The 26,531-nt window shown below is 67.7% G+C and carries 27 protein-coding genes; 16 read left to right on the top strand and 11 right to left on the bottom strand.

The window, feature by feature from the left end:
* Positions 1 to 175 precede the first annotated feature (175 nt).
* Positions 176 to 778, top strand: a complete 603-nt coding sequence (locus tag ACQI46_RS24015) for a TetR family transcriptional regulator (RefSeq protein WP_427096554.1) — start codon at positions 176 to 178, stop codon at positions 776 to 778.
* Between the two features lie 7 nt (positions 779 to 785).
* Here the strand turns inward: ACQI46_RS24015 and ACQI46_RS24010 are convergent, their stop codons facing one another.
* Both ACQI46_RS24010 and ACQI46_RS24005 read right to left on the bottom strand, forming a co-directional pair.
* Entirely contained in the window at positions 786 to 1,025 is a 240-nt protein-coding gene (locus tag ACQI46_RS24010) for a hypothetical protein (protein ID WP_427096553.1), read from the bottom strand.
* Between the two features lie 45 nt (positions 1,026 to 1,070).
* A complete protein-coding gene (locus tag ACQI46_RS24005; protein ID WP_427096552.1) occupies positions 1,071 to 1,922 on the bottom strand; it encodes an AraC family transcriptional regulator in 852 nt (283 codons plus the stop codon).
* Positions 1,923 to 1,958: 36 nt separating this feature from the next.
* Here ACQI46_RS24005 and ACQI46_RS24000 point away from each other — a divergent pair, with 36 nt between their 5' ends.
* Positions 1,959 to 3,221: an amidohydrolase family protein gene (locus ACQI46_RS24000; RefSeq protein WP_427096603.1), complete on the top strand. Its 1,263-nt coding sequence runs from the start codon at positions 1,959 to 1,961 to the stop codon at positions 3,219 to 3,221.
* Positions 3,222 to 3,226: 5 nt separating this feature from the next.
* Here the strand turns inward: ACQI46_RS24000 and ACQI46_RS23995 are convergent, their stop codons facing one another.
* On the bottom strand, positions 3,227 to 3,802 hold the full coding sequence (locus ACQI46_RS23995) for a TetR/AcrR family transcriptional regulator (RefSeq protein ID WP_427096551.1): 576 nt from the start codon (positions 3,800 to 3,802) through the stop codon (positions 3,227 to 3,229).
* A gap of 113 nt (positions 3,803 to 3,915) precedes the next feature.
* Here ACQI46_RS23995 and ACQI46_RS23990 point away from each other — a divergent pair, with 113 nt between their 5' ends.
* From ACQI46_RS23990 to ACQI46_RS23965, 6 genes are read left to right on the top strand one after another with little or no spacing between them, the layout of a single operon-like run.
* Positions 3,916 to 4,929, top strand: coding sequence for an NAD-dependent epimerase/dehydratase family protein (locus tag ACQI46_RS23990; RefSeq protein ID WP_427096550.1), 1,014 nt, complete (start codon positions 3,916 to 3,918; stop codon positions 4,927 to 4,929).
* Positions 4,926 to 7,151, top strand: a complete 2,226-nt coding sequence (locus ACQI46_RS23985; protein ID WP_427096549.1) for an acyl-CoA dehydrogenase family protein — start codon at positions 4,926 to 4,928, stop codon at positions 7,149 to 7,151. Before ACQI46_RS23990 ends, ACQI46_RS23985 begins: the two co-directional genes overlap by 4 nt.
* Before the next feature lie 28 nt (positions 7,152 to 7,179).
* Positions 7,180 to 8,388, top strand: coding sequence for a thiolase family protein (locus ACQI46_RS23980; protein WP_427096548.1), 1,209 nt, complete (start codon positions 7,180 to 7,182; stop codon positions 8,386 to 8,388).
* Between the two features lie 9 nt (positions 8,389 to 8,397).
* A complete protein-coding gene (locus tag ACQI46_RS23975; protein ID WP_427096602.1) occupies positions 8,398 to 8,814 on the top strand; it encodes a Zn-ribbon domain-containing OB-fold protein in 417 nt (138 codons plus the stop codon).
* A 34-nt stretch (positions 8,815 to 8,848) separates the two neighbouring features.
* Positions 8,849 to 9,262, top strand: coding sequence for a nuclear transport factor 2 family protein (locus ACQI46_RS23970; protein WP_427096547.1), 414 nt, complete (start codon positions 8,849 to 8,851; stop codon positions 9,260 to 9,262).
* On the top strand, positions 9,259 to 10,071 hold the full coding sequence (locus ACQI46_RS23965; protein ID WP_427096546.1) for an SDR family NAD(P)-dependent oxidoreductase: 813 nt from the start codon (positions 9,259 to 9,261) through the stop codon (positions 10,069 to 10,071). Before ACQI46_RS23970 ends, ACQI46_RS23965 begins: the two co-directional genes overlap by 4 nt.
* A 7-nt stretch (positions 10,072 to 10,078) precedes the next feature.
* Here the strand turns inward: ACQI46_RS23965 and ACQI46_RS23960 are convergent, their stop codons facing one another.
* The 7 genes from ACQI46_RS23960 to ACQI46_RS23930 are packed head-to-tail and all read right to left on the bottom strand — an operon-like array spanning position 10,079 to position 17,825.
* Entirely contained in the window at positions 10,079 to 11,395 is a 1,317-nt protein-coding gene (locus ACQI46_RS23960; RefSeq protein WP_427096545.1) for an MFS transporter, read from the bottom strand.
* Positions 11,392 to 12,249 (bottom strand): putative hydro-lyase, encoded by an 858-nt coding sequence (locus ACQI46_RS23955; RefSeq protein ID WP_427096544.1) that lies wholly within the window; start codon positions 12,247 to 12,249, stop codon positions 11,392 to 11,394. The genes ACQI46_RS23960 and ACQI46_RS23955 overlap by 4 nt, the downstream gene beginning before the upstream one ends.
* A gap of 45 nt (positions 12,250 to 12,294) precedes the next feature.
* Positions 12,295 to 13,755, bottom strand: coding sequence for an adenylate/guanylate cyclase domain-containing protein (locus ACQI46_RS23950; RefSeq protein WP_427096543.1), 1,461 nt, complete (start codon positions 13,753 to 13,755; stop codon positions 12,295 to 12,297).
* Between the two features lie 13 nt (positions 13,756 to 13,768).
* Positions 13,769 to 15,109, bottom strand: coding sequence for an MFS transporter (locus ACQI46_RS23945; protein ID WP_427096542.1), 1,341 nt, complete (start codon positions 15,107 to 15,109; stop codon positions 13,769 to 13,771).
* Between the two features lie 4 nt (positions 15,110 to 15,113).
* Complete coding sequence (locus ACQI46_RS23940; RefSeq protein ID WP_427096541.1) at positions 15,114 to 15,416, bottom strand: hypothetical protein; 303 nt, start codon at positions 15,414 to 15,416, stop codon at positions 15,114 to 15,116.
* 40 nt (positions 15,417 to 15,456) lie between these two features.
* Positions 15,457 to 16,965 (bottom strand): class I adenylate-forming enzyme family protein, encoded by a 1,509-nt coding sequence (locus ACQI46_RS23935; RefSeq protein WP_427096540.1) that lies wholly within the window; start codon positions 16,963 to 16,965, stop codon positions 15,457 to 15,459.
* Entirely contained in the window at positions 16,962 to 17,825 is an 864-nt protein-coding gene (locus ACQI46_RS23930) for an SDR family oxidoreductase (RefSeq protein ID WP_427096539.1), read from the bottom strand. The genes ACQI46_RS23935 and ACQI46_RS23930 overlap by 4 nt, the downstream gene beginning before the upstream one ends.
* A 171-nt stretch (positions 17,826 to 17,996) precedes the next feature.
* Here ACQI46_RS23930 and ACQI46_RS23925 point away from each other — a divergent pair, with 171 nt between their 5' ends.
* Genes ACQI46_RS23925 through ACQI46_RS23910 form a run of 4 tightly spaced genes read left to right on the top strand, consistent with a single transcriptional unit; the run spans position 17,997 to position 22,036 of the window.
* Positions 17,997 to 19,574 carry a methylmalonyl-CoA mutase family protein gene (locus ACQI46_RS23925; protein WP_427096538.1) on the top strand — a complete coding sequence of 526 codons (1,578 nt, stop codon included), beginning with the start codon at positions 17,997 to 17,999 and terminating at the stop codon, positions 19,572 to 19,574.
* A 2-nt stretch (positions 19,575 to 19,576) separates the two neighbouring features.
* The gene (locus tag ACQI46_RS23920) at positions 19,577 to 19,996 is read left to right on the top strand and encodes a cobalamin B12-binding domain-containing protein (RefSeq protein WP_427096537.1); all 420 of its coding nucleotides are present in this window, start codon (positions 19,577 to 19,579) and stop codon (positions 19,994 to 19,996) included.
* 28 nt (positions 19,997 to 20,024) lie between these two features.
* Positions 20,025 to 20,981 (top strand): LLM class F420-dependent oxidoreductase, encoded by a 957-nt coding sequence (locus tag ACQI46_RS23915; protein WP_427096536.1) that lies wholly within the window; start codon positions 20,025 to 20,027, stop codon positions 20,979 to 20,981.
* Positions 20,978 to 22,036, top strand: coding sequence for a CaiB/BaiF CoA transferase family protein (locus ACQI46_RS23910; RefSeq protein ID WP_427096535.1), 1,059 nt, complete (start codon positions 20,978 to 20,980; stop codon positions 22,034 to 22,036). Before ACQI46_RS23915 ends, ACQI46_RS23910 begins: the two co-directional genes overlap by 4 nt.
* Here the strand turns inward: ACQI46_RS23910 and ACQI46_RS23905 are convergent.
* Positions 22,024 to 22,320, bottom strand: a complete 297-nt coding sequence (locus ACQI46_RS23905; RefSeq protein WP_427096534.1) for a 2Fe-2S iron-sulfur cluster-binding protein — start codon at positions 22,318 to 22,320, stop codon at positions 22,024 to 22,026. The genes ACQI46_RS23910 and ACQI46_RS23905 overlap by 13 nt on opposite strands.
* A gap of 141 nt (positions 22,321 to 22,461) precedes the next feature.
* On the opposite strand from ACQI46_RS23905, the gene ACQI46_RS23900 reads away from it, so the two are divergent.
* From ACQI46_RS23900 to ACQI46_RS23885, 4 genes are read left to right on the top strand one after another with little or no spacing between them, the layout of a single operon-like run.
* Positions 22,462 to 23,895, top strand: a complete 1,434-nt coding sequence (locus ACQI46_RS23900) for a class I adenylate-forming enzyme family protein (RefSeq protein WP_427096533.1) — start codon at positions 22,462 to 22,464, stop codon at positions 23,893 to 23,895.
* Positions 23,873 to 24,688: an acyl-CoA dehydrogenase family protein gene (locus tag ACQI46_RS23895; RefSeq protein WP_427096532.1), complete on the top strand. Its 816-nt coding sequence runs from the start codon at positions 23,873 to 23,875 to the stop codon at positions 24,686 to 24,688. Before ACQI46_RS23900 ends, ACQI46_RS23895 begins: the two co-directional genes overlap by 23 nt.
* Positions 24,675 to 25,757, top strand: a complete 1,083-nt coding sequence (locus ACQI46_RS23890; RefSeq protein ID WP_427096531.1) for an acyl-CoA dehydrogenase family protein — start codon at positions 24,675 to 24,677, stop codon at positions 25,755 to 25,757. The genes ACQI46_RS23895 and ACQI46_RS23890 overlap by 14 nt, the downstream gene beginning before the upstream one ends.
* 8 nt (positions 25,758 to 25,765) lie before the next feature.
* On the top strand, positions 25,766 to 26,530 hold the full coding sequence (locus tag ACQI46_RS23885; protein ID WP_427096601.1) for an enoyl-CoA hydratase/isomerase family protein: 765 nt from the start codon (positions 25,766 to 25,768) through the stop codon (positions 26,528 to 26,530).
* Position 26,531: the final 1 nt, after the last annotated feature.

The following is a 26,531-nucleotide window of genomic DNA, read 5'->3' as shown; positions in this document are numbered from 1 at the left end:
CTGTTTCTAAAGGACGAAGCCCGAGAAGTCCGGACCACGCGTAAAGAGCGGCCATACCGCGCCTTTGACTAGATTGAACCGTAACGCCCGGGAGGCGGTTAGGGAAGACTTTCTGATTCCAGTCAGTAATTGGGCTACGGTTGTCTGCAGAGATGGCCGGATCAGGAGGCGAGCGATGGTGCTGAACGTCCCCCCACGCGTCCGCAAGGGTCAGCAGACGCGCGAGCGGTTACTCGGCGCAGCGGTCGCCGAGTTCCAGCGTGCCGGCATGGCGGCAGCCGACATCAGCGCGATCGTGTCGGCCGCGGGCGTGGCTCACGGGACGTTCTTTTTTCACTTCCCGACCAAGGAACACGTCCTGCTCGAGCTGGAGAAGCGCGAGGAGGAACGTATGGCCGCGGAGCTGGCACGCATGGTGGCCACCGACCACAAGGTCGAGGACACCTTGCACGAGGTGCTGCGGGTGTTGGAGAAGGTGGAACGCCGACTCGGCCCCCGATTGTTCAAAGACTTTCTGGCGCTGCACTTCACGACCAAGAGGCCGCCCGCCGAAGCCTGGTCGAGTCACCCGTTCGTCGCAGCGGTGGTCGAGGAACTGCTTCGGGCACGCGAACGCGGGGAGATACCCGTCGAAGTCGACGTGGTGCATTGCGGGGTTTCGTTCCTGGTCGGCCTCTACGCCTTGCTGATCACGATGCCCGAGGACAAGGGCGCACGCTCCGCCGCGCTGGCCGAATATCTCACGACCTACCGGTACGGGTTGCGGATCGTGGAGTAGCGCTGAGTCACACCCCTGCTTCGACTGCGACGACGCGCTCGGTGGCTTCCATCTTGAAGCAGAAGATGCTGGCCGAAAAGCTCAGTAGTGCCGCGGCGCCCGCCAGAACCGCGATCAGGGTCTCCGACATGCCCCAACTGGCCAGCCCCACCGCCAGCGCGATGACGGCCGCCATCAACAGGAACAACCCCGTGGTGGCGACCGCCTCGTTGAAGGGATCGTCAGAGTGAGGGGTGCCTTCTGCCATGCCGCCTAGATAGCCGCGTGGCAACGTCGCCAAACCTCGCGGCGGTCACAGGTTCGATTCGCCGACCCGGCGTCGATATGCCGATGGGGTCTCGCCGCAGTACTGCGTGAACGCTCGGGTGAAGGAGCTCACGCTGTCGAATCCGACGGCGGTGGCGGTGTCCTGAACCGACTGCAGCGGCGCGGCCAGCAAGGCCATGGCGCGCAGCATGCGGGCCTGCAGGAGATAGGTGCGCCACGGCAGACCGAGGGTGTCGGCGAACAGGCGGCGCAACGTGCGTTCGGACACCGAGACCGCGCGGCTGACCTGCGCACAGGTGGCGGTGTCGAGGTGTTCCTTGGTGTAGGCCATGGCCGCAGCGACGATCGGGTGGTCCGAGGTGGGCAGGCTCAGCGGCGCCTCGTGGTCGAGAGCCTCGGTGACCAACTCGGCCAGAGTGCGGAAGAACGCATCGGAGATGTCGTCGCCCTGCGCGCGTTCGATCGGCCAGCGCAGCGCGTAGACCATCATCTCCCGGATCAACGTGGACACCGCGAGAATGCGTGCGCGGTCGCCGGCCTCGGTGATCAGCGAAGGGTCGAACATCACCGCGATCGTCTTGACATCGGGGTTCATCACGGCCTGGTGCTCGAGTCCGGCCGGGATCCAGGCCGCCTGCTGCGGCGGCAACAGGTAATGGGCCGCATTCGTCTCGACCTCGACGACGCCGTGCAGCGCGTACTCGATCTGGTGCACGTCATGCGAGTGCCAACCGGTGATCAACGCGTCGCCCTCGTAGAGGTAGCTGCCGCCCAGGGCTCGCCCGCCGCGGCGCAGGTCGATCACGCGGCGGGCAGGCCGTGAATCCAGATTGGCCGCCTCGGACAAGTATCTGTCCGAGAATGCAGAGACGGTCATGTCTGTAGACGGTACTACTGGGATATGAGCACGGAAATGAGCCCTGACGACCTGATCCTCGTGAGTATCGACGACCACGTGGTGGAGCCGCCGGACATGTTCCTGCGCCACGTGCCGGCCAAGTACAAGGAGGAGGCGCCGATCGTCGTCACCGACGACAAGGGCGTCGACCAGTGGATGTACCAGGGCCGTCCCCAGGGGGTGAGCGGGCTCAACGCCGTGGTGTCCTGGCCCGCCGAGGAATGGGGCCGTGACCCGGCCGGCTTCGCCGAGATGCGGCCCGGTGTCTACGACGTGCACGAACGCGTCCGCGACATGAACCGCAACGGCATCCTGGCCTCGATGTGCTTCCCGACCTTCACCGGTTTCTCGGCCCGTCACCTGAACATGCATCGCGAAGAGACGACTCTGGTGATGGTGTCGGCCTACAACGACTGGCACATCGACGAGTGGGCCGGCTCCTACCCGGACCGCTTCATCCCGATCGCGATCATGCCGACCTGGAACCCGGAAGCCATGTGCGACGAGATCCGCCGGGTGGCCGCCAAGGGCTGCCGGGCCGTGACGATGCCTGAGCTGCCGCACCTGGAAGGCCTGCCCAGCTACTTCGACGAGGACTACTGGGGTCCGGTGTTCCGCACGCTCTCGGAGGAGAACGTGGTGATGTGCCTGCACATCGGCACCGGCTTCGGCGCGATCTCGATGGCCAAGGACGCACCCATCGACAACCTGATCATCCTGGCCACCCAGGTGTCGGCGATGTGTGCCCAGGACCTGCTGTGGGGTCCGGCGATGCGCAACTACCCGGACCTGAAGTTCGCCTTCTCCGAGGGCGGCATCGGCTGGATTCCGTTCTACCTCGACCGCAGCGACCGCCACTACACCAACCAGAAGTGGCTCCGGCGCGACTTCGGCGACAAGCTGCCGTCGGACGTGTTCCGTGAGCACTCCCTGGCTTGCTACGTGACCGACAAGACCTCGCTGAAGCTGCGCCACGAGATCGGCATCGACATCATCGCGTGGGAGTGCGATTACCCGCACTCGGACTGCTTCTGGCCGGATGCGCCCGAGCAGGTGCTCGCCGAGCTGAACGCCGCAGGCGCCGACGCCACCGATACCAACAAGATCACGTGGCAGAACGCGTGCAACTTCTTCAGCTGGGACCCGTTCGCCCGCACGCCCAAGGCCGAAGCCACCGTGGGGGCGTTGCGCGCCAAGGCCACCGACGTCGACACGTCGATCCGCTCGCGTGCCGAGTGGGCGCGGCTCTACCAGGAAAAGCAGCTCGCTCGAGCCTGATCACCTCACGTCGCTGCGATACCCGCCAACACCGTGCGGGTGATCGCTTCGGCGCGAACGGGTTCGAAGGACCGTCCCTCGGTCAGGATGGCGTACACGATGCCGCCGACGATTGCGTCGGCGGCATCGCGCGCCGCGTCCTCACCGAATCCCGCCGATTGCAACCGGTCTCGCACCGTGTCGTGCAGAGGCACGCTGAACCCCGCGCGCAGCCGGGCCGCGGTGTCGCGATGTTCCATTCCGGCGGTGGTCAGAATGCGCAGCATCGCGTTGCCGCGTGCGGTGGTCAATGTGGTGGCCAATTCGGTTGTCCACCGGCAGCAGTCCGCGGTGAGGTCGCCGGTATCGGTCATCGGCCGCAGGATGCGGTCGGCGTACTCCAGGATCACGTCGGCGACCAAGGCGTACCGACTGGGCCACCACCGATAGATCGTCTGTTTCCCCACGCCGGCGCGGGCGGCTACCGCCTCGATGCTGAGCTTGTCGAAGCCGCGCTCGAGCAGCATCTCCCGGGTGGCGCGGACGATGGCCAGCCGCGACTTCTCGCTGCGTCGCCGCGGTGCCGCGACTCCAGTGGTCATGGATTTCCGATCCTGTTGGCTCGCACCTTTACACGCGTGGACACTGCCCCGTAGTCTCCCACAAGACGAGACGGTGCGTCTCGCAGATGGTGGATCGCGCGAAGGGTGAGGTGATGGCGACGAAGCTGGTGATCGGCGCCAGCGGATTCCTCGGATCGCACGTCACCCGGCAGTTGGTCGCCCGCGGCGACGACGTACGCGTCCTGATCCGCCCGACGAGCGCCACACGGGCGATCGACGGACTGCCGCTCGACGTGCGCCACGGGGACATCTTCGACACGGCTGCCCTGCAGTCGGCGATGGACGGCTGCGACGTCGTGTACTACTGCGTCGTCGACGCGCGTCCGTGGCTGCGCGACTCCCGACCGTTGTGGCGCACCAACGTCGACGGTCTGCGCAACGTGCTCGACGTCGCGGTGCGCGCGGATCTGTCCCGATTCGTCTTCACCAGCACCATCGGCACCATCGGGCGGGTCGAGACCGGCCTGGCCGACGAGACGACGACCCACAATTGGGCCGATGTCGGCGGCGACTACATCGCATCCCGGGTGGCCGCGGAGCGGCTCCTGTTCGACTACTGCGCCGCCGCGGGGCTACCGGGGGTAGCCATGTGCGTGGCCAACACCTACGGACCCGGCGACTGGTTGCCGACTCCCCACGGCGGTCTGCTGGCAGGTGCGGTCCGCGGCAAGCTGCCGTTCTACATCGACGGCTATGAGGCCGAGGTGGTCGGTGTCGAAGACGCCGCTGCCGCACTGCTGCTGGCTGGAGAGCGCGGCCGTCCGGGGGAGCGCTACATCGTCTCCGAACGATTCATGAGCGCCCGCGAGATCTATGAAATCGGCTGCGCTGCAGTCGGTGTGGCGCCGCCCTCGCGCGGCATTCCGATCAGGGCAATGGCGGCGGCCAGTCACGTCGCCAATGCGGTGTCCCGGATGCGGGGTACCGAGACCAAATTCACGCCGCTGAACATCCGCCTGATGAACATCATGTCGCCGATGGACCATTCCAAGGCGGTGCGCGAACTCGGATGGCAGCCGCGTCCGACACCCGACGCCATCGCCGCCGCCGCACACTTCTTCTCCGACCGACGCCGCGGCAAGAACACCCAGGAGGCCACCGCGTGAGCATCGGCCTCACCCCGGAACAGCAGCAGCTCGCCGACGCGGTCACGCAGTTCGGCATCCGGCATGCCCCGGTCGCAGACACGCGCGCAGCGTTCGACACGCTGGCCGGTGGGCAACTGCCCAGTTGGTGGAAAACCTTCACCCAACAGGGATTCCATGCCGTGCATCTGTCCGAGGCGGTCGGCGGCCAGGGCGGCTCGCTTGTCGACACCGCGTGCATGTTGGAGGCCGCCGGCACGGCGCTGCTCCCGGGCCCGGTGCTGCCCACGGTGCTCACCGGGGCAGTGGCGATGCTCGCACAGGACACCCGAGCGTCGAAGGCGCTGTTGACCCGGCTGGCCTACGGTGTCCCGGCGGCGCTGATCCTGCCGGTGCGCGGAGCCGTGGCGGCCACCGCGGTGGACGACGGATGGCGGCTCCACGGCAGCACACCGGCCACACCGGGGGTATGTGCGGCGCAAGTCATCCTGCTCGGCGTGACCACCGACGACCAAACGCTGTGGTGCGTGGTCGATCCCGCCGGGCCGGGGGTCACCGTCGAGCAGCGCACCGGCACCGACAAGACCGTCGACGTCGGGGTTCTGCGCCTCGACGGTCACGTCGTCGCATCCGACGGTGTGCTCGCCGGTGTGGACGAACTGCGGGCGCACTCGACCGTCGTGGCGCTGACCGCCGGCGCGGCCGCCGGCGCGGTGCGCTGGTGCGTCGATGCGGTGACGGGTCATCTGCGCACCCGCGAACAGTTCGGCAAGCCGATCGGCGCCTTCCAGGCACTGCAACACCAGGCCGCGATGCTGCTGGTCAACTGCGAACTGGCGACGGCAGCGGCATGGGATGCGGTGCGGGCACTGTCCGAGCCGTCCCCGACGCAGCACCAGATCGCCGCCGCGGGTGCGGCGCTGATGGCGATCGCTCCCGCCCCCGACCTCGTCTTCGATGCGCTGACCATGTTCGGTGCCATCGGGTTCACCTGGGAACACGACCTGCACCTGTACTGGCGCAAAGCCACCAGCCTGGCAGCCTCGATCGGCCCGGCCGGTGATTTCGCGGAAACCCTCGGCGCACTCACCGTGACCGAAAACCGGGACGTATCGGTCAAATTGGGTGACGCCGACGCCGAATTCCGGCGCTGGATCGCCGACACACTCGATCACGCGATGACCCTGCGCAACGACCGCCCGGGCCGGCAAGGTGACTACGAGAACCTGGCCACCGGTCCGCAGCGCACCCTGCTGGCCGACGCCGGACTCATCGCGCCGCACTGGCCCAAACCGTGGGGTGTGGCCGCCACCCAGCGCCAGCTCCTCATCATCGACGAGGAGTTCGCCAAACGCCCGGCGCTGGTGCGTCCGTCGCTGAACATCGCCGAGTGGATCTTGCCGACGATCATCAGCTCGGCGCCCGAACATCTGCAGCAGCGGTTCATCCCGCCCACCCAACGCGGCGACATGACGTGGTGCCAACTGTTCAGTGAGCCGGGCGCAGGATCGGACCTGGCCTCGCTGACCACCAAGGCCACCAAGGTCGACGGAGGGTGGCGCATCAACGGCCACAAGATCTGGACGTCCTCCGCGCACGTCGCCGACTACGGCGCACTGCTCGCACGCACCGATCCGGACGCCGCCAAACACCGCGGGATCGGCTATTTCATCGTCGACATGCGCTCCGACGGGGTCGAGTTGCACCCGATCCGCCAGGTGACCGGCGAGGCACACTTCAACGAGGTGTTCCTCAACGACGTGTTCGTGCCCGACGAGATGCTGCTCGGCGGCCCCACCGACGGCTGGAACCTCGCGATCGCGACCATGGCGCAGGAGCGCGTCGCCATCAGCGGCTACGTCAACTTCGACCGAGCCCGCATCCTGCGGGCCATGGCCGCGCAGGATCGCCCCGACCGTGCACGGGTGCTGGCCGCCCTCGGAGAAGCCGACGCGTACGCCAACGCGATCAAGGTGTTGGCAGTGCGGGAGGTCATGCGGCTGCTCGACGGGCAGGCCCCCGGCCCCACCTCGAGCATCGCCAAGGTCGCCATGAACGTGATGCTGCGCCGAACCTTCAAAGCCACACTGGATCTGGCCGCACCCGCCGCGCTGGTCGAGGATGCTGACCCGGCGATCATCGAACCCTACTTCCACCTGCCCGCCGAACTGATCGGCGGCGGCACCAAAGAAATCCAGCTCAACATCATCGCCCAGATGATCCTCGGACTGCCCCGGGGATGAGCGGGCCATCGTAGGGAAGCGAGAGTACATGGGACTGCGCGGAGAAGCGGCGATCGTCGGCTACGTCGAGCTGCCGCCGGAGCGGCTCAACAAGGCCACCCCGGCCGGATTCACCCTCGAACAGTGGGCCGAACTCGGCTCGGCGGCCCTTGCCGACGCAGGACTGTCCGGCGAACTCGTCGACGGGATCGTCACCACGCATTTGAGCGAGTCGGAGATATTCGTTCCGTCGACAGTGGCCGAATACCTCGGAGTACGAGCTGGTTTCGCCGAGATGGTCGATCTGGGCGGCGCCAGCGCTGTGGGCATGGTGTGGCGTGCCGCAGCCGCCGTCGAACTCGGCATCTGCGACGTCGTGCTCTGCGCCATCCCGGCCCGTTACATCACCCCCACATCGGACAGGAAGCCCAAACCGCTCAGCGACGCGGTGTTCTTCGGCGCCTCCAGCAATCAGTACGGTTCTCCGCAAGCCGAATTCGAGATCCCGTATGGCAATCTCGGCCAGAACGGGCCGTACGGCCAGGTGGCCCAGCGGTATGGGGCCGTCTACGGCTACGACGAGCGTGCCATGGCCAAACTCGTTGTCGACCAACGGTTCAACGCCAACCACACCGAGGGCGCCATCTGGCAGCACACCCCGGTGACCATCGAGGACGTGCTGGCCAGTCCCGTCATCGCCGACCCCTTGCACATGCTCGAGATCGTGATGCCCTGCGTCGGCGGCGCGGCCGTCGTCGTCGCCAATGCCGAGGTGGCGGCCCGAGCGGCCAACCGCCCCGTGTGGATCAAGGGATTCGGCGAGCAGGTGCCGTTCAAGACGCCGACCTACGCCGAAGATCTGCTGAACACCCCCATCGCGCGCGCCGCCGACACGGCGTTCTCGATGTCCGGCCTGACCCGGGAGCAGATGGACATGGTCTCGATCTACGACTGCTACACCATCACCGTGCTGCTCAGCCTCGAAGACGCCGGCTTCTGCGAGAAGGGCAAGGGAATGGAGTTCGTGTCGTCTCACGACCTGACGTTCCGCGGGGACTTCCCACTCAACACCGCCGGTGGACAGCTCGGGTTCGGACAGGCCGGCAACGCCGGCGGCATGCACCACGTCTGCGATGCCACCCGTCAGATCATGGGCCGCGCCGCGGCTGCACAGGTGCCCGACTGCAACCGCGCGTTCGTCTCCGGCAACGGCGGCATCCTCAGCGAGCAGACCACCCTCGTCCTGGAAGGGGACTGATCCGTGACCATGCCGTCGTTCGAACGACCGATGCCGGTGAAAACCCCTACCACAGCACCTTTTTGGGATGCCCTGGCCGAGCACAAGGTGAGGATTCAGTACTCGCCGTCACTTCAGTCCTACGTGTTCTACCCGCGGGTGCGCGCCCCGAGAACCTTGGCCGACGATCTGGAATGGCGCGAGATCTCCGGCATGGGCACCCTGTACTCGTTCACGGTGGCGCGCCGGCCCGTGGGCCCGCACTTCGCCGACGCGGTGCCGCAGCTGCTGGCCATCGTGGAATGGGATGAGGGACCGCGGTTCTCCACCGAACTCGTCGACGTCGCCGTCGAAGACATCCGCATCGGCATGCGGGTCAAGCCGGTGTTCTGCGATTACCCCGAGCACGACGTGACGATGCTGCGCTACGCACCGGCCGACCGCTGACGGCAACCGGCCGCCGCCCGAATGGAGACATCTCATGAACGTCCGTGAGGACCGCCAGGACATCGCCGATGTCCTGACCCGCTATGCCACCGGGATCGACCGTCGGGACTGGCCGTTGTTCCGCACCGTGTTCACCCAGGACTGCGAACTCGACTACGGCGACATCGGCACCTGGCACGGGGTCGACGCCGTCGTCGACTTCATGACCGCCGCACACGAGATGGCCGGCCACACGCTGCACCGCATCACGAACACCGCGATCGAGGTCGACGGGGACACCGCCACTTCACGCGCGTACGTCGACGGGCTGATCCTGTCGCCGGACAACACCTCCGGCGTGAACGCGACCGGCTTCTACGATGACGACCTCGTACGCACCGACACCGGTTGGCGGATACGGCGCCGCCGGTTCACCGTCGTGCTGATGCGGACAGTGAGCGCGGGATGACGTTCGCCGAAACCTACGGGCCCTGGGCGCTGGTCGCCGGCGCATCCGACGGCGTCGGCGCTGCGTTCGCGGCCGCGCTGGCGCAGCGCGGTGTCAACGTCGTCCTGCTGGCGCGCCGGGAGGCGGTGCTCGAACAGGTCGCTGACGACATCCGCGCGGCCACCGGTGTGCAAACCCGGGTGCTGTCCGTCGATCTCGCGACCGAGACGGCGGTGCAGACGGTGATCGACGCGACCGCCGACCTGGACATCGGTATGCTCGTGTACTGCGCCGGGGCCGATCCGAACTTCAAACCCTTTCTCGCCGAACCGGTTCAGGCCGCCGAGGCGATGGTGGCCCGCAACTGCATGATGCCCGTGCGGCTGTGCCACCACTTTGCGCCGGCGATGGTGGCGCGCGGACGCGGCGGCATCGTGATCTTCGGGTCCGGGGCCGGGTGGGCCGGGGCGCCCAACATGGTGGTCTACGGCGCCAGCAAGGCGTTCGACATGGTGTTCGCCGAGGCCCTGTGGGCGGAACTGCACGACAGCGGCGTCGACGTCCTGGGACTGATCCTCGGCAAGACCGACACTCCGTCGCTGCGCCGGCTCGAACACGAGCGCGGCATACTCGCGTCGCCCGAGGAACGGCCGCAGGACGCCGTGTCGGTCGACGACGTGGTCGACGAGGCGTTCGCCAACCTACGCAACGGGCCCACGTGGATCGTCGGCGAGAACGGCCGCGCTGCGGCGCAGATGATCGGCGCCATGCCGCGCAACGATGCGGTACGGCTGATGATGCAGGCGACCGCCGAGTCGATGGGCGACTGACGCCGGCTCACGCGTCGACGAGTTTGCGTAGTGGGCGGCGCGCCGTCTCGCGCATGGTCAGCAACGTCCCCAGTGTCACCACGGCGGCGATGATGACGTAGTACGCCGGTGCGAGGTCGTTGCCGGTCCGCGACACCAGCCACGTCGCCACGTACGGGGCGGTGCCGCCGAACACCGCGACCGACAGGTTGTAGCCGACCGAATACCCGCTGGACCGCACCCGCGTGGCGAACAGCTCCGCCGCCGCGGCCAGTGATGCACTGACGAAAACTGCTTCGATCGCGGCCAGCGCCGCATGGGCGGTGACCGCCGCGGCCAACGACCCGGTGTTGAGCAACAAGAACAGCGGATAGGTGAAGACCGCGAACGCGATGGCCCCGGTGTACAGCAGCGGCTTGCGTCCGACCCGGTCCGACAGCGCGCCCAGCGGCGGGATCAGCACCAGCGCAACCACGCTCGCGACCGTGATGGACACGAACGCGTCGGTCTTGGTGAACTCGAGCGTCTCGGTGAAGTAGCTGGGCAGGAACGTGAACACCACGTAGAAGCCCACGTTGTGGATCACCACCAGCCCGAAGATCTGCAGGATGGGCCGCCACGCGGTGGTCAGCGCCTCCTTCAGCGGCGAGGACGACACCTCGCCTTCCTCGCGCAGCGCCTCGAATTCCGGTGTGTCACTGAGCTTCATACGGATGTAGAGGCCCACGACACCCAGCGCGCCGGCGATCAGGAACGGGATCCGCCAACCGTAGGAATCCATCGCCTGCTGCGACAGCACCGTTTCCAGTGCGGTGACGGTGATCGATCCCAGCACGAAGCCCAGCACCACCGACCAGACGAGGAAGGACACGACGAACCCGCGGTGCTTGTCGGAAGCGTATTCGGCCAGGAAGCAGGCGCCGCTGCCGTATTCACCTCCGGCCGAGAAACCCTGAAGGCAGCGCATCAGCAGCAGCAGGATCGGGGCCAGCATGCCGATGGTGTCGTAGGTCGGAATCAAGCCGATGGCCAGGGTCGATGCCGACATCAACAGGATGACCAACGCAAGCACCTTCTGGCGGCCGATCCGGTCGCCGAGCGGGCCGAAGAAGAAGCCGCCGAGGGGACGCATGAAGAACGCGGCCGCGAAGATCGCGAAGGTGTTCAACAGCGCCGCGGTGTCGTCGCCCTCGGGAAAGAACTTCGTGGCGATGTAGGTGGCCAGGAAGCCGTAGATCGCGAAGTCGAACCACTCGACGGCGTTGCCGATGGCGGCCGCACGCACCGCGGCGCTCACCGGTGAAGGCGCATCGGCGCGACGGGTGGAACTCTGGTCGACGGTCATGGCTTTCCTCCGGGCGATTCGGAATCCAATGCTGTTGCGGCGGTGTCGAAGTCCTGGTGGGGGCGGTCGGTGAGGAACATGTGGCCCGGGGCGTGGAAGATGGCCAGCGCGGTTCGCGCCTCGGTGACCGCGATCTGCGGGGTGACGCCACAGGCCCAGAAGACCGGCACCTCGTCCGTTCCGACCTGCACCGGGTCGCCGAAGTCCGGGCGCCCCAGGTCGGTGATCCCCAGTGCGGCGGGATCGCCGACGTGCACGGGTCGGCCGTGCATCGCCGGGAACCGCGACGTGATCGCGACCGCGGTGGCGATGCGCTCGGGCGGCAGGGGCCGCATCGAGACCACCAGAGGCCCGGCGAAGCGGCCCGCGGCTGCGCACGGGCGGTTCGTCACATCCATCGGCACGTTGACGTTCTGCTCCTGATGCGCCAGGGGGACACCCGCTGTGCCGAGCGCCCATTCGAACGTGAACGAACACCCGAGGAGAAAACCGACGAGATCGTCGCGCCAGTAGGAACCGATGTCGGTCGGCTCGTCGACGCACCGACCGCCGCTCATGACGCGGTAGCGCGGCAGGTCGGTGCGCAGGTCGGCGTCCGCGGCCAGCGTCGTGGGATGGGGCGATCCAGTGTCGGTGATCTCCAGAACCGGGCACGGCAGAGGATTGCGGGCGCAGAACCGGGCGAAGTCCAGCGCGTCGCCCTCCGGCAGCACCACCAGGTTGGCCTGTGCACAACCGGGCGCCAGACCGCTGGTGGGACCCGTGTGCGCACCGCGTCTGATGTCGCGGCGCGCCGCCGCTGCGCCGGTGGCCGCGACGACAGCGTCGGATGCCCGAATCGCTGTAGAACGCATACGCCTGCATTCCCCGCCGTGCGGGCGTAGTAACACGCGGGCACGTCACACGTCGGTTAACTCCGGCCGGTAGAGCCGCGTCGGCTCGGTGCGCCCGCGCAACACGGCTTCCCCGCACGGAGCCCAATGCTGCTGTTCCTCGACGGGTGCCCGACGATAGGCCGCCTGCGAACACAAGGCGCGTTCCTCGCCGTCCTTGGCGCGGTCGGCGAGTCGCGCGGCTTCGTTGACGGCGTCGCCCACCACGGTGTACTCGTAGCGGTTGGCCGCGCCGATGTTGCCGGCAAAGACGGCGCCGGCCGACACCCCGATCCCGAAGTCGACGGGCAGGGTGCGCAGTTCGGTGGCCAGGGCGCGGGCTGTCGCCAGCGCCGCCGCCGCCGGTGCGTCGATGCGCAACGGCGCGCCGAACACCGCCAGTGCCGCGTCGCCCTGGAACTTGTTGATCAGCCCGTCTCGGTCGTCGACGGCCGCCACCACGAGGCGGAAGAAATCGTTGAGAACGGCTGCCACTTCATGGGGTTCGCGGTCCACCGCCAGCCGGGTCGAATCCACCAGATCGATGAACAGCACGGAGACGTCGCGCTCGTCGCCCGACAGTGAAGCGCTTTGATGAACGGCGCGTCGGGCCACCTCCTCGCCCACATGGCGACCGAACAGGTCGCGCAACACATTACGTTCGCGCAGCCCGGCGACCATGCTGTTGAAACCGCTTTGCAGCCGACCGATCTCCGACCACTCGTACACCTCGATGGACCGGTCGAAGTTGCCCTTCTCGACGTCGGCCATCGCGGTGACCACTTCGTTGACCGGGTCCGAGATCGACATCGACACCAGCATGACCGCGCGGAAGCCGAGAACCACCGCCACCAACGCCAGGACGAGCACGGCGAGCTCGATCGGCGCAGTCGGATCCAACAACCAGTCGTTGGAGCGCAGCGTCAACAACACCGCGATCGCGGTCCCGGGAAGCCCGGTGCAGACCATCCAGGTGAGGAGCAGCCGGGTGCGCACGCCCGGCGCCACCGCGCGCACGGCTCCGGCGGGCACGGCGGCCAGCAGCGGCCGCACGGTGCGCAGCGTGAACAGGAAGCCCGTGCAGACCGTTGCGATGGCGCCGAACATGATGGCCGAGGTGATCACGACGAACGTGTCGACGGGCGCGGTGCGGTTCAACGGTACGACGATCGCGGCCGCGAAGATCCACGGAGCGAGCGTGAGGGCCGCCTGACGACGCATCGTCTTGGCGGCGGTCTTCACCTCGTCGGGCGTGGGTGCGCGGTCGTGGCCCAGCCAGCGCAGCGACGGAGCGAGGATGGCGACCGCACCGCCGGCGACCGTGGCGGTGCCGACGGTGCCGATGACGGCCAGGGCGATGCCGTTGGATGCGGTCAGCACACTGCTGCCGGCCAGTGAGATGACGAGGGCGACCACCTCGCCGAGGGTGAACAGCCACGCGGAGATCAGGCCCGCGGCGTAGCGGAACATCAGGCGTGGCGGCCTCATCGGGCCGAAGGTATCAGCCGGTCGCCGTCGACGGCTCTGCTTCGACGCGTTCGCCGATCGGCCCGTGCTCGGGGCGACGCCAACCGCCGGGCAGGAAGCACACGGCCAGCGCCGAGATCACCGAGACGCCAATGAGATACGCGGCGATGGCGGTGCTCGTGCCGAACGCGGCATAGAGGGCGGTGGCGATGGTCGGGGCGAACGCCGAGCCGACCACCTGCGAGAGTGTGTAACCCATCGACACACCCGAGTAACGAACGTCGGCGTCGAATGTCATGGAGAACAACGCGCCGGTGACGCCTGCTGCCGGTGCCATCGCCAAACCGAAGATCAGCACCAGTGCCACCACGAACAGTGCCGGCCGTCCGGTGTCGATCAAGGCGAAGGTGGGGAAGACGGCCACGCCCATCGCCACCACGCCCGCCAAGTACAGCGGCTTGCGTCCCACCCGGTCCGACAGCGACCCGAACAAGGGATAGGTCACCACCGCCACAACCGCACCGATGAAAACCCCGAGAAGAGCCCACTGCCGCGGGATTCCGGCAGCCGTCGTCGCGTAGGAGACCAGGTATGCCACGCAGATGTAGGCGAACACACCCTGGGACAGATACGCACCCGCGATCAACAGGATCTCGCGCCAGTGCCGGCGCACCGCGGCCACGATCGGGGTGCGCGCCACTTCCGAGCGGCGCTGCAGGTCGGCGAAATCCGGGCTCTCGGTGACGGTCAGCCGCACGACCAGGCCGATCACGATGAGGATCGCGCTGACCAGGAACGGAATTCGCCAGCCCCACGAGAGGAACTGTTCGTCGGGCAACTGGGCGGCCAGGTAGAACGCCAGTGTCGCCGCAGCTGTCCCGGCAGGAGCGCCCATCTGCGGGAACGCGCCGTAGAAGCCGCGGCGGCGTGCGGTGGCGTGCTCGACCGCCATCAACGTCGCACCACCCCATTCGCCTCCGACGGCGAACCCCTGCGCCAGACGCAGCAGGGTGAGCAGGATGGGCGCCGCCAGACCGATCTGCGCGTAGGTGGGCAACAACCCGATCAGGACGGTCGAGACGCCCATGCCGACCAGCGAGTAGACCAACATTCGGCGACGGCCGACCCGGTCCCCGAAATGACCGAACACGATGCCGCCCAACGGGCGGGCGAAGAAGCCGACCCCGAACGTCGCGAACGAGAGCAGCACTCCGGCGGCGGGGGATGCGCTGGGAAAGAACAACTTCGGGAACACCAGCGCGGCGGCGGTCCCGTAGATCAGGAAGTCGTAGAACTCGACCGTCGTGCCGATGAAGCTCGCCAGCGCGACCCGGCGCGGGGAGACCCGCGCCGGCGCGGTCGAACGCTGCGACACGGTGTCAGTCGCTGGCCGGAAGCGGCTTGGCTTCCTTCAGCGACAGCGGCGTCGAACCGACGCTCAGAGTGCCCTTGCCGGCCTTGGTGACCAATACCTCGGCGCCGTTGTCGTCGACGTAGCGCTTGCCCATCAGGTTGCCGTCGGCCAGCGAATCATCCAGGGACAGGCTCGAATCGACGTCGTCGCCGATCGGGACCATCGGGGCTCCGCCGGCGCGGAGGTCGTCGAGGCTGTCGGCGCTGCGCACGACGATGACCTGGGTGTCGCAGACCTGGCTCTGCAGGCGGGTGCCGTTCTTGATCATGCGGGGGCTCCTTGTGTCGCGCCGGCCGAGCCGGCGATCGTTATGTAACCGGCTGTGCCGGCGATCGGTCCTGATTCAGTTCGGCTACGAGTTCGCGGCGCAGCACCTTGCCGGTCGCGTTGGTGGGCAGTTCCGCACGGAACACCACCCGATCGGGGGTGCGGGATCCCCGCAGTTGTGCGCGCACGTGGGCGCGCAGCTCTTCGATGTCGGGGTCGGTACCGGGTTGGGGCACCACGACCGCGACGATGATCTGACCCCACTGCGGGTCATCTGCTCCGACGACCGCGCAGTCACGCACGTGCGGATGCTCGACGAGGACGTCCTCGATCTCGGCCGGTGCGATGTTCTCGCCGCCGCGGATGATGGTGTCGTCCGAGCGGCCCCCGATGAACAGGTAGCCCTCGGCGTCGAGGTAGGCGACGTCCTTGGTGGGGAACCAGCCTTGCTCGTCGAGTACCGACCCGATGTCGGTGTACTTGCCCGACACCTGGTCGCCGCGCACGAACAGCTCGCCGGTTTCGCCGGGACCCAGCACGGTGCCGTCCTCGGCGCGGATCTCGACCTCGATACCCGGCACGGGCTGACCGACCGAACCCAGCCGGCGCAGGGCCGCGTCGTCGGTGGCGCTCAGTGCGGCGCGGTGGTCGTCGGGCGTGAGCACCGCGATGGTCGAGCTGGTCTCGGTCAGACCGTAGGCGTTGACGAAGCCGACCTCGGGCAGCAGCGACAGCGCCTTGCGCACCAGGGGGAGTGGCACTTTCGACCCGCCGTAGGCCAGTGTGCGCAGGGTGGGCAGCGCGGCGTTCTGTGCTTCCAGGACGCTGACGATGCGGTCGAGCATGGTCGGCACCACCGTCGCCGAGGTGACTCCTTCGGTGCCGACCAGAGCCACCCACCGCTGCGCGTCGAAGTGCCGCAGGTACACCATCTTTCGGCCCGCGTACAGGTTCGACAGCGCCGCGCCGACGCCGGCGATGTGATACGGGGGCACGCAGATCAGCGCGGCGTCATCGGGTTCGGCCGAGGCGAACTCGACGGTTCCGGTGATGTAGCTGGTCAGGTTGTTGTGGGTGAGCTCGACGGCCTTGGGCTTGGAGGTGGTGCCCGAGGTGAACAGCACGACCGCGACCGCGTCGGGGTCGGCGAACTCGACGGCCGGTTCGTGGGTGCGGGAGGCTTTGAGGAAGTCCTCGGAGGACAGGGTGCGGTATCCGTCGCCGACGGCCTCGCGGTACTCGTCGTCGACCACCACGAGCGGATCGGGGAGCCGGTCGAGCAGCGCTCGCAGGCCCTCGGCCGAGAGCCGGTAGTTCAGCGGGGTGACCGGGATGGCGGCGCGGGCGGAGGCGAACAGCAGCAGCGGCAGCATCGCGCCGCCGGTGCCGACGTAGGCGACGTGCTGCGCGCCCGAGGCGGCGATGACGCCGGCGCCGCCGTCGGCCAGCGAGCTGACCTGCTCGGTGGTCAGCCGGAGGTCGTCGTCGACGACGGCGGTGCGGTCCGGGTCGCTGGAGGCTGCCATCTCCAGCAGCAGCGAGATACTCATGCGCTCACCGGGGCGTCCACGAAGATGTCACGGATGGGATTGTCCCCGCCGCCGTAGCGCGACAGGTCGGTTACGCCGGACTCGACGAGAACTTCGGAGTCGATGTAGCAGTTGCCGTTGACCTCCGCGGCGGTCCGCGACAGGATCACCGCCGCGGCGTCGCCCATGATCTCCGGGCTGCGCGAGGACTTGGCGAGGTCGGCGCCGTCGGCGAGGTTGGTCACCGCCGAGGTGGCGATGTAGGTCTCCGGCCACAGGCAGCTGAAGCCGATCCCGGCGCCGTCGCGTTCCTGGCGGTACTCCTCGGCCCAGCCCAGCGACAGCAACGTCATCCCGTACTTGGACAGGGTGTAGGACGGGTGGGCGCCCAGCCAGTACGGGTTCATGTTCAGCGGCGGGGCCAGCGTGAGCACGTGCGGGTTGGCCGACTTGCGCAGGTGCGGCAGGGCGGCCTTGGTGAGCAGGAAGGTGCCGCGGACATTGATGTCCATCATGAGGTCGAACTTCTTCGCCGACAGCATTTCGGTCGGTTCGGTCGCGATCGCGCTCGCGTTGTTGACGACGATGTCGACGCCGCCGAAGTGCTCGACGGCGGTCTCCACGGCGCGCGCAACGTCCTCTTCCTTGCGGACGTCGCCGACCACGGCGACGCCCTTGCCGCCGGCGGCTTCGACGTCGGCGACGGCGGTGTGCACGGTGCCGGGAAGCTTGGGGTGCGGCTCGGCGGTCTTGGCCAGCAGCACGACGTTGGCGCCGCCGCGCGCTGCGCTCAGCGCGATGGCCAGCCCGATGCCGCGGCTACCGCCGGACACGACCATGGTGCGGTTGGCGAACGGGGTCTCGCTCGGCGAGCTGGACATAGGCCTCCTCATACGGCGGCAGATAGTGCCGTTCTCATTTTAGGCGAATCCCATAATCGCGGTGTGCCGGGGTTTCGCTGCGTCAATCCGGGTCCACGCACCTACTGCTGCGTGCAGCTTTCCCGTAGACGGTATTGGCATTCTCATTTTTTGCAAGTACGTTATCCAGCGATGAGCGAGCCAGTACAGACACCGTCGGGCATTCCGCTGGAACCCGTGTACGGGCCGGGCGATCGGTCGGCAGATCCGCCATCGCCGGGCACCTACCCGTTCACTCGCGGCAACTTCGCCTCCGGCTACCGCGGCAAGACGTGGACTTTCCGCCAGTACTCGGGATTCGGCACCGCCGAGGAGTCCAACCGTCGCTACCGGTACCTGCTCGACCAGGGTGGCACCGGTCTGTCGGTGGCGCTCGACCTGCCGACCCAGTGCGGATACGACTCCGACGATCCGGAGTACGGCGAAGAGGTCGGCCGTGTCGGTGTCGCCGTCGACACGCTCGCCGACGCGGAGATCCTCTTCGACAGCATTCCGCTCGAGTCCATCAGCACCAGCTTCACCATCAACGGCACCGCCGCGATCCTGCTGGCCTTCTACGTCGCGGCGGCGGAGAAGAAGGGGGTGCCGCGGGAGAAGCTGACCGGCACCATCCAGAACGACATCCTCAAGGAGTACGCCTCGCGCGGCACGTGGATCTGGCCGCCGGAACCGTCGCTGCGGCTGATCGCCGACACCATCGAGTTCTGTGCTGCCGAGGTGCCGCGATTCAACGCGATCTCGGTGGCCGGGGCGCATTTCCGCGACGCCGGCGCCAACGCGGTGCAGGAGATGGCGTTCACCCTGGCCGACGGCGTCACCTACTGCGACACCGTGGTCGAGCGCGGCCGGATGACCATCGACAAGTTCGCCCCGCAGATCTCGTTCTTCTTCTACACCCACGGCGACTTCTTCGAAGAGATCGCCAAGTACCGCGCCGGTCGCCGGCGGTGGGCCACCATCGTGCGCGAGCGCTACGGCGCGACGACGGACAAGGCGTCGATGTTCCGCTTCGGCTGTGTCGCCGGCGGCGCGTCGCTGTACGCACCGCAGGCCCGCAACAACCTGGTCCGGGTGGCCTATGAGGCCATGGCCGCCGTGCTCGGCGGCGTGCAGTCGATGTTCACCGCGGCCTGGGACGAACCGTTCGCGCTGCCCAGCGAGGAGTCGGCCACCCTGGCCCTGCGCACGCAGCAGATCCTGGCCTACGAGACCGGGGTGACCAAGGTCGCCGATCCGCTCGGCGGGTCGTACTTCGTCGAGGCGCTGACCGACGCCACCGAAGAGAAGATCATCGAGATCATGCACGACCTGGAGACCCACGGCGGCATGGTGCGCTGCATCGAGGACGGGTACCTGCAGGGGCTGATCGCCGACGAGGCGTTCAAGATCCACCAGGAGGTCGAATCCGGGGAGCGTCCGGTGGTCGGCGTGAACAAGTTCGTCGTGGACGAGCCACCGCCGGACATCGCCACCTACGAGCTCGACGCCGAAGGCCGCGACACCCAGCTCAAGCGGCTGGCGAAGGTCAAGGCCGAGCGTAGCGACGTCGCGGTCAAGGAGGCCCTTGCCGCGCTGGCCCGGGCCGCCGAAGGGGACGCCAACCTGATGCACAACCTGATCGACTGTGCGAATGCCTATTGCACTGTGGGAGAAATGGTCTCGACGTTGAAGTCCGTGTGGGGCGAGTTCCGGCAACCGGTGGTGTTCTAGAGATGGCTGATTCCGCTACCGCACAGCCGGTCCGTGTGCTCGTCGCCAAGCCCGGCCTCGACGGTCACGACCGTGGCGCCAAGATCGTCGCGCGGGCGTTGCGCGACGCCGGGTTCGAGGTCATCTACACCGGGATCCGGCAGCGCATCGAAGACATCGTGTCCATCGCGCTGCAGGAAGATGTTGCGCTGGTCGGACTTTCGATCCTGTCCGGGGCGCACGTCGCGCTGACCGCGCGTACCGTCGACGCGCTGCGCGCCGCCGACGCCGGTGACATCGCCGTCGTCGTCGGCGGCACCATCCCGCAGGGTGACGTCCAGAAGCTGCTCGACGCCGGCGCCGCGGCGGTCTTTCCGACCGGAACCTCGCTCGACGACCTGGTCCGGGACGTGCGCGAGCTGACCAAGCAGACCGCGCAGTGACCGCACGCTTGCTGGAGGAAGCTGACACATGAGACTCGGAGTGATGATCGGGGCCGAGCGCGGCGACATGGCGCGCAAGGTCAGCAAGCTGGTGGCCGACATCGAGTGGGCGGAGTCGGCCGGCCTGGACACCGCGTGGATGCCGCAGGTGCCCAACGACTTCGACTGCTTGACCATGGTGGCGCTGATGGCGGCGCACACGTCGCGCATCGAACTGGGCACCGCCGTGGTGCCGTTGCAGGCGCAGCACCCGATCGCCCTGGCTCGTCAGGCCCTCTCGGTGCATGCGATGGCCGGTGGGCGCCTTGCGCTGGGGGTCGGCCCGTCGCACCACTGGATCGTGCGCGACATGCTGGGGCTGCCCTACGACAAGCCGGCGGCCTACACCCGTGATTACCTCGAGGTGTTGAACGCCGCCTTGGCCGGCCCGGGCGACGTGGACGTGGAGAACGACACCTTCACCGTGCACAATCCCACCGTCCTGGGCGCCGAGCAGCCGCTGCCGGTGCTGGTGGCCGCGCTGGGCCCGGTGATGCTGCAGATCGCCGGGGAACGCGCTGACGGTACCGTGCTGTGGATGGCCGACGAGAAGGCGATTGGCGAGCACATCGCACCCAAGATCAACAAGGCCGCCGCCGAGGCTGGGCGTCCTGCACCGCGCATCGTGGCCGGCATCCCGGTCTGCTTGTGTGCGAACTCCGAGATCGATGCGGCCAAGGAGCGGGCCAACCGCATCCTCGCCGAAGCCGAGACCTCACCGAACTATCAGCGGTTGCTCGACCGCGGTGACGCCCGCAATGTCGGCGACCTGTGCGCGGCCGGTGACGAAGAGTCGATCTTGGCCCGGTTCAAGCAGTTCGCCGACGCCGGCGTGACGGATCTGTCTGTGCGGCTGTTGCCCATCGGGGAGACGCGTGACGAGCTCGTCGCGTCGAAGTACCGCACCCGTGAGGTGATCGCCGAACTCGCCAAAGCTGTGCAATGACCACCTCGGCACCTCTGGCCGGCATCCGGATTCTCGAGGTCGGCGTGATGCTGGCCGGGCCGTACGCCACGATGATGCTCGCCGATCTCGGCGCCGAGGTCATCAAGATCGAACCTCCGGGCGGGGAGATCTCCCGTCAGGTCAGCGACAGCTATTTCGCCAGCCTGAATCGCAACAAGCGCAGCGTGTGCCTCGACCTGCGCTCGGAGGAGGGACGCGCCCGGCTCGGTGCGCTGGTCGCGGACTCCCACGCGCTGCTGGTCAACATGAAGCCGTCGGCGATCCGCCGACTCGGGCTGACCTACGACTCGCTGAAGCAGTACAACGAACGCATCGTGTGCGTGGCGATGACGGGTTTCGGTCTCAACGGCGGCGACGACCCCGCGTTCGACTACGTCATCCAGGCGGGCACCGGGGTGGCTGCGATGACCGGCGACCCCGAGGGCCCGCCGACGCTGCCGGGTTACTCGTCGGCGGACAACTCCACCGGTTTGACCGCGGCGCTGGGCCTGCTGGCCCAGATCGTGTCCGGTCGAGGCGGACAGGTCGACGTGTGTCTGCGGGACGTGATGCTGTCGCAGTTGAACTACCGGGCGGCGGCGTACCTCAACGACGGCGTCGAGCCGCAACGCCACCCATACGGCGCGCACTCCTACTACGTTCCGGCGCAGCTGTTTCCGACCGCAGAGGGATTCCTGGCGCTGTTCATCACCCACGACGCGTTCTGGGCGGCGTTCTCGCGCGAGGCGGGCATCGAGGGCTTTCCCGCGATGGCCGAGCGGGCGGCCCACCGAGAAGAGGTGCTGGCACTGGTCTCCGCGGCGCTGTCCGGAGACACGGCGGCCAATTGGGAGGCCCGGCTGCGGCCGCTCGGTATCCCCGCGGCCGCGGTGCGCACGCTGCCCGAGGCCCTGCGCGCCACTCCCGAGGTGCTGGTCACCGCAGGTGACTTCCGGCTGGTCGGCAGCCCCATCAGGATCGAGGGCTACGAGCCGGTGTACCAGCCGGCCCCGCGGCTCGACGAGCACTCCGGGGCGGCGGCTCAGTCGTCGTAGGTGACCGATACCGACGGGGTCTCCGGAACCGCCTGGCAGGTCAGGACATATCCGCCCTCGACCTCATCCTCGGTCAGCGCATCGTTGACCCGCATCGTGGCCTTGCCTTCTGTCACCAGCGCCATGCAGGTACCGCAGTTGCCGGCTTCGCACGAGAACGGCGGACCCATACCGGCGCGGCGCGCGCTCTCCAGAAGCGTCTCGTTCGGTCGGGCGGCCACCGACGCGGTGCTGCCATCCAGCTTGATCGTGATGGTGCCCTGGGCGTCACTCGGCTCTGTCACTGCAGTCCCTACCGGTGCGTGGGGGCCGTACGGCCCGCGCTCGACATTGTCATTCTGATAATAGGAGAATAATATTCTCGCCGACGCACGGTACCCCTCTCATCCTTGTCACCAAACATCCATCCCCCGGAAGGGAGCGACATGACTGCAGCCGTGGCGCTCACCTACGAGGACCGTGAATATAGCCTCGCCGACCTCGACGCGCTGACAGCGGGCATGGCCGCGACGCTTCGGCGCCGCGGCGTGGGGGAGGGCGCCCGGGTGGCGCTGATGTCGTCGAACCGGCCCGAGTTCGTCGTGGCGCTGCGCGCGATCTGGCAGCTCGGCGCTGCCGCGGTGTTGTTGAGCCCCGCGTGGAAGCGCGCGGAGGTGGATCACGCCGTGTCGCTGACCGATCCCACGCACGCCGTCGGCGACCACCCGGTGCTGTCCGACGTGATGCCGATGCTGCACCTCGACGAGCCGGTCGCCCCGGTCCAACTGACTCCGAGGCCGGTCGACCCCGCCGCCGATGCGGTCATCGTCTTCAGCTCGGGCACCACCGGAATGCCGAAAGGCGTGCGCCACACCCACGGGTCACTGGCTGCCGCGGTGCGGCACTGGCGCGCAGGCCTGCAGTTGACCTCGGCCGATCGTCTCCAGATCATGACGCCGCCGTCGCACATCCTCGGCCTGCTCAACATCGTGATGGCACTCGACACCGGGGCCTGGATCCGTCTGCACCGCAGGTTCGACATCGACGCCATGCTGCGGCACATCGAGACCGACCGCATCACGATCGAAATGGCCGTCGCTCCCATCGCATTGGCGCTCTCGGCCCATCCGGGCCTGGAACGGCACGATTTGAGCTCCCTGCGTTACGTCATGTGGTGCGCCACGCCCGTCACCGAGAGCGTCGCCCATGCAGTCTCCGCCCGCACCGGAGTGAAATGGGTGACGGCGTACGGTGCCAGCGAACTGCCGGTGATCTCCTGCAACGATCTCGACGGCGCACATCTGGACACCGTCGGGCGCGCCGTGGAGGGCGTGCAGGTACGAATCGTCTCGCTGGAGTCGGGTGAGCCGGTCGCGCCCGGCGTCGAGGGGGAGATCCAAGTGCGCTCCGACGCCGCGATGGCCGGGTACCTGCCCGAATCATCCACAGCCGAAGCGTTTTCCGGCCACTGGTACCGCACCGGCGACGTCGGCACCATGGACGCCGACGGCTGGCTGCGGATCACCGACCGCGCCAAGGAGATGATCAAGGTGCGCGCGTTCCAAGTAGCCCCGGCAGAGGTCGAAGCCGTGCTGCACGGTCATCCCGCCGTCGAGGACTGCGCGGTGTTCGGTGTGCCGTCAGCCGACGGCGAGGCCATCGTCGCCGCGGTCAAAGCCGCCGGCGCCGTCGACCCCGAAGAACTCGCCGGCCTGGTGGCAGATCGCCTCGCCTCGTACAAGAAGCCCAGCCGCGTCGTTTTCGTCGACGAGATCCCGCGCCTGCCATCAGGCAAAGCGCTTCGCCGAGTGTTACGGGAGCGAGTGATGAGCGCTCGCGCGAAGAACGGAGGAAACCGTGGACGTCCGCTTGACAAGTGAACAACGACAACTGCGTGACGCCGCTGCAGGACTGGCCGCCGACCTGGGGCCGGGCTCGGTCGCCGAACTGGACGACGACGCCCGCATCGGGCGTCTCGAGAAGGCCGTCGACGCGACCGGCTTCCGCACCCTCCGGTCGGACGGCGCGTCGGCGGTCGAGGTCGCCTTGGTGGCCGAGGAGTTCGGCCGCGGCCTGGTCGACGTGCCCTTCGTCGGACCGCTGTTGATCGACGATCTGCAGCGGCGCCTCGGTCGGGAGGTGAGCGGTCCGTCGTCGTCGGCGCCGACCGTCGACCTCACCAACAGCCTCACCGGCGTGGCGGAATCGCCGGCCGAGCTCGAGGAGCTTTCCGAGGAGGATGCGGGCCGCTGGTACGCGCTGGCCCTGACCGCCACCACCGCGGACATCCTCGGCGCCGCCCGCGGAACCCATGCGCTGGCCACCGAGTACGCCAAAGTGCGGTCGCAGTACGGCGCGACCATCGGTTCCTATCAGGCCGTCGCGCACCTGCTGGCGGAAAGCCTGGCCCTGATCGAGGGGTCGATCAGCGTGGCCCGGCATGCCGCGTGGGCGGTCGACGAACTGCCGGTCGCCGAGGCGATCGAAGCCGGCCGGGTGGCCAAGATCTACACCGCGCGGGCCGCCATGACGGTGTGCGAGACCTCGATCCAGGTGCACGGCGGCATCGGCAACACCTGGGAATGCCTGGCCCATGTGTACCTACGACGAGTGCTGGCCGCCACCGAGGCGTGGCCGGTGAATCTGGAGGAGCTGACCATTGGACTTTCGTGACTCGCCCGACGAGGCCGCGTTCCGGGAACGGCTGCGCGGCTGGCTGACCGAGCAGAAGGGCAAGTTCCCGACCTCCGGTGACGCCTACTGGGCCAAGGCCGGTGAGTGGCACCAGGCACTGTTCCAGGCCGGGTTCTTCGGCACCTCGTGGCCGAAGGCGTACGGCGGCCAGGATCTTCCACCGGTGTACGACGTGATCGTCGATGAGGAGATCGCCAAGGCCGGTGCGCCGGCGCGTCCCAGCCTGGGATACCTCGTCGTCGGCCTGAGTCACCATGGCAGCGAAGAACTTCGGCAGCGTTTTCTGCCCGGCATGATCAACGGCACCGAGCGGTGGTGCCAGGGCTTCTCCGAGCCGGGCGCCGGATCGGATCTGGCGTCGCTGACCACCACCGCGGTGCGGGAAGGTGACGAGTACGTCATCCACGGGCACAAGATCTGGACCAGCTACTCCGACGTCGCCGACTGGTGCCTGGTGCTGGCCCGCACCGACAAGGACGTGCCGAAACACAAAGGCATCTCGGCGTTCATCGTCAGCATGCACCAGCCCGGCATCGAGCAGCGGCCGCTGAAGATGATCAGCGGCGTCACCAAGGAGTTCGGCCAGGTCAGCTTCGACGGCGCCCGCGTGCCGGTCGAGAACATGGTCGGCGCGCCGGGGGAGGGCTGGAAGCTGGCGATGACGGTCGTCAGCCACGAGCGCGAACCCTCCACCCTGGGCTTCTCGGCGCGGTACGGAAAAACGGTGCGGCAGTTGGCGTCCCGCGTGGACGGAGCTCCGCCGGAGGAGCTGTCCTGGGCGTGGGTGCAGACCGAGATGTTGCGGCTGCATGTGCGTCGGCGGCTTTCCGAGCAACTCGACGGCATCACCCACGGCCCGCAGGGGTCGCTGGACAAGCTGCTGATGACGTGGACCGAACAGTCGGTGGGCCATGCCGCGCTGAAGACCGTCGGCACCGCCGACGAGGAGATGTTCGGCGCCTACATGTACAGCCGCGCGCAGAGCGTCATGGGCGGCACGTCGCAAATTCAGAAGAACATCATCGCGCAACGAATCCTAGGACTGTGAGACCCCAAATGTACGGCATGCCAGATGAAATCGACGTTCAGTCCGACGGTGCGCTGCGCATCATCACATTGAACCGGCCGGACGACCTCAACGCGGTCAACGACAACCTGCACGTGGGGTTGGCCAAGATCTGGGAGGAACTCAACGAAGACACCGGCGCGCGAGCTGCCGTCATCACCGGTGCGGGCCGGGCGTTTTCGGCCGGCGGCGACTTCAACTATCTCGACGAGCTCCGCAACGACGAAGCGCTGCGCCAGAAGACCATCAAGCACGGCCGCGATCTGGTGATCGGCATGGTGCGCTGTCGTATCCCGGTCATTGCGGCGGTCAACGGCCCGGCGGTCGGTCTGGGCTGCAGTCTGGCCGCGCTGTCGGATGTCGTCTACATCGCCGAGAACGCGTTCTTCGCCGACCCGCATGTGTCGATCGGTCTGGTGGCCGCCGACGGCGGTCCGCTGGTGTGGGGTTCGCAGATCAGTCTGTTGCAGGCCAAGGAGTTCGCGCTGACCGGTGTCCGGATCAAAGCCCAGCGCGCGGTCGAGCTCGGTCTGGCCAACCACGTCGTCGAGGATCCGCTCGCCGAGGCGATCGCGTGTGCCAAGAAGATGATCGAGCTGCCGCAGCAGGCGGTCGAGGCCACGAAGCGGCTGATGAACATCCAGCTGGAGAAGTCGGTGATGGCGTCGCTGGACTACGCGAACCTCGCTGAGTACGTGTCCTTCGGGACAACGGATTTCAACAGGATCGTCGACGGCCTGATCGCCAAGAAATAGA

The sequence above is a fragment of the Mycobacterium sp. SMC-4 genome, from assembly GCF_050205565.1.
Classification (GTDB): Bacteria; Actinomycetota; Actinomycetes; order Mycobacteriales; family Mycobacteriaceae; genus Mycobacterium.
Note: the sequence above shows the minus strand (reverse complement) of the source record. Positions and strands in the feature narration are given on the sequence as shown.

What these genes read in the sequence shown, in the direction of transcription:
- ACQI46_RS23960 (WP_427096545.1), bottom strand. Translation starts at nt 11,395, where the DNA reads ATGACCGTCGACCAGAGTTCCACCCGTCGCGCCGATGCGCCTTCACCG.
- ACQI46_RS23925 (WP_427096538.1), top strand. Translation starts at nt 17,997, where the DNA reads ATGAGCGAGCCAGTACAGACACCGTCGGGCATTCCGCTGGAACCCGTG.
- ACQI46_RS23995 (WP_427096551.1), bottom strand. Translation starts at nt 3,802, where the DNA reads ATGACCACTGGAGTCGCGGCACCGCGGCGACGCAGCGAGAAGTCGCGG.
- ACQI46_RS24000 (WP_427096603.1), top strand. Translation starts at nt 1,959, where the DNA reads ATGAGCCCTGACGACCTGATCCTCGTGAGTATCGACGACCACGTGGTG.
- ACQI46_RS24005 (WP_427096552.1), bottom strand. Translation starts at nt 1,922, where the DNA reads ATGACCGTCTCTGCATTCTCGGACAGATACTTGTCCGAGGCGGCCAAT.
- ACQI46_RS23885 (WP_427096601.1), top strand. Translation starts at nt 25,766, where the DNA reads ATGTACGGCATGCCAGATGAAATCGACGTTCAGTCCGACGGTGCGCTG.
- ACQI46_RS23940 (WP_427096541.1), bottom strand. Translation starts at nt 15,416, where the DNA reads ATGATCAAGAACGGCACCCGCCTGCAGAGCCAGGTCTGCGACACCCAG.
- ACQI46_RS23965 (WP_427096546.1), top strand. Translation starts at nt 9,259, where the DNA reads ATGACGTTCGCCGAAACCTACGGGCCCTGGGCGCTGGTCGCCGGCGCA.
- ACQI46_RS24015 (WP_427096554.1), top strand. Translation starts at nt 176, where the DNA reads ATGGTGCTGAACGTCCCCCCACGCGTCCGCAAGGGTCAGCAGACGCGC.
- ACQI46_RS23990 (WP_427096550.1), top strand. Translation starts at nt 3,916, where the DNA reads ATGGCGACGAAGCTGGTGATCGGCGCCAGCGGATTCCTCGGATCGCAC.
- ACQI46_RS23915 (WP_427096536.1), top strand. Translation starts at nt 20,025, where the DNA reads ATGAGACTCGGAGTGATGATCGGGGCCGAGCGCGGCGACATGGCGCGC.
- ACQI46_RS23900 (WP_427096533.1), top strand. Translation starts at nt 22,462, where the DNA reads ATGACTGCAGCCGTGGCGCTCACCTACGAGGACCGTGAATATAGCCTC.
- ACQI46_RS23920 (WP_427096537.1), top strand. Translation starts at nt 19,577, where the DNA reads ATGGCTGATTCCGCTACCGCACAGCCGGTCCGTGTGCTCGTCGCCAAG.
- ACQI46_RS23950 (WP_427096543.1), bottom strand. Translation starts at nt 13,755, where the DNA reads ATGAGGCCGCCACGCCTGATGTTCCGCTACGCCGCGGGCCTGATCTCC.
- ACQI46_RS23970 (WP_427096547.1), top strand. Translation starts at nt 8,849, where the DNA reads ATGAACGTCCGTGAGGACCGCCAGGACATCGCCGATGTCCTGACCCGC.
- ACQI46_RS23930 (WP_427096539.1), bottom strand. Translation starts at nt 17,825, where the DNA reads ATGTCCAGCTCGCCGAGCGAGACCCCGTTCGCCAACCGCACCATGGTC.
- ACQI46_RS23975 (WP_427096602.1), top strand. Translation starts at nt 8,398, where the DNA reads ATGCCGTCGTTCGAACGACCGATGCCGGTGAAAACCCCTACCACAGCA.
- ACQI46_RS23980 (WP_427096548.1), top strand. Translation starts at nt 7,180, where the DNA reads ATGGGACTGCGCGGAGAAGCGGCGATCGTCGGCTACGTCGAGCTGCCG.
- ACQI46_RS24010 (WP_427096553.1), bottom strand. Translation starts at nt 1,025, where the DNA reads ATGGCAGAAGGCACCCCTCACTCTGACGATCCCTTCAACGAGGCGGTC.
- ACQI46_RS23910 (WP_427096535.1), top strand. Translation starts at nt 20,978, where the DNA reads ATGACCACCTCGGCACCTCTGGCCGGCATCCGGATTCTCGAGGTCGGC.
- ACQI46_RS23935 (WP_427096540.1), bottom strand. Translation starts at nt 16,965, where the DNA reads ATGAGTATCTCGCTGCTGCTGGAGATGGCAGCCTCCAGCGACCCGGAC.
- ACQI46_RS23955 (WP_427096544.1), bottom strand. Translation starts at nt 12,249, where the DNA reads ATGCGTTCTACAGCGATTCGGGCATCCGACGCTGTCGTCGCGGCCACC.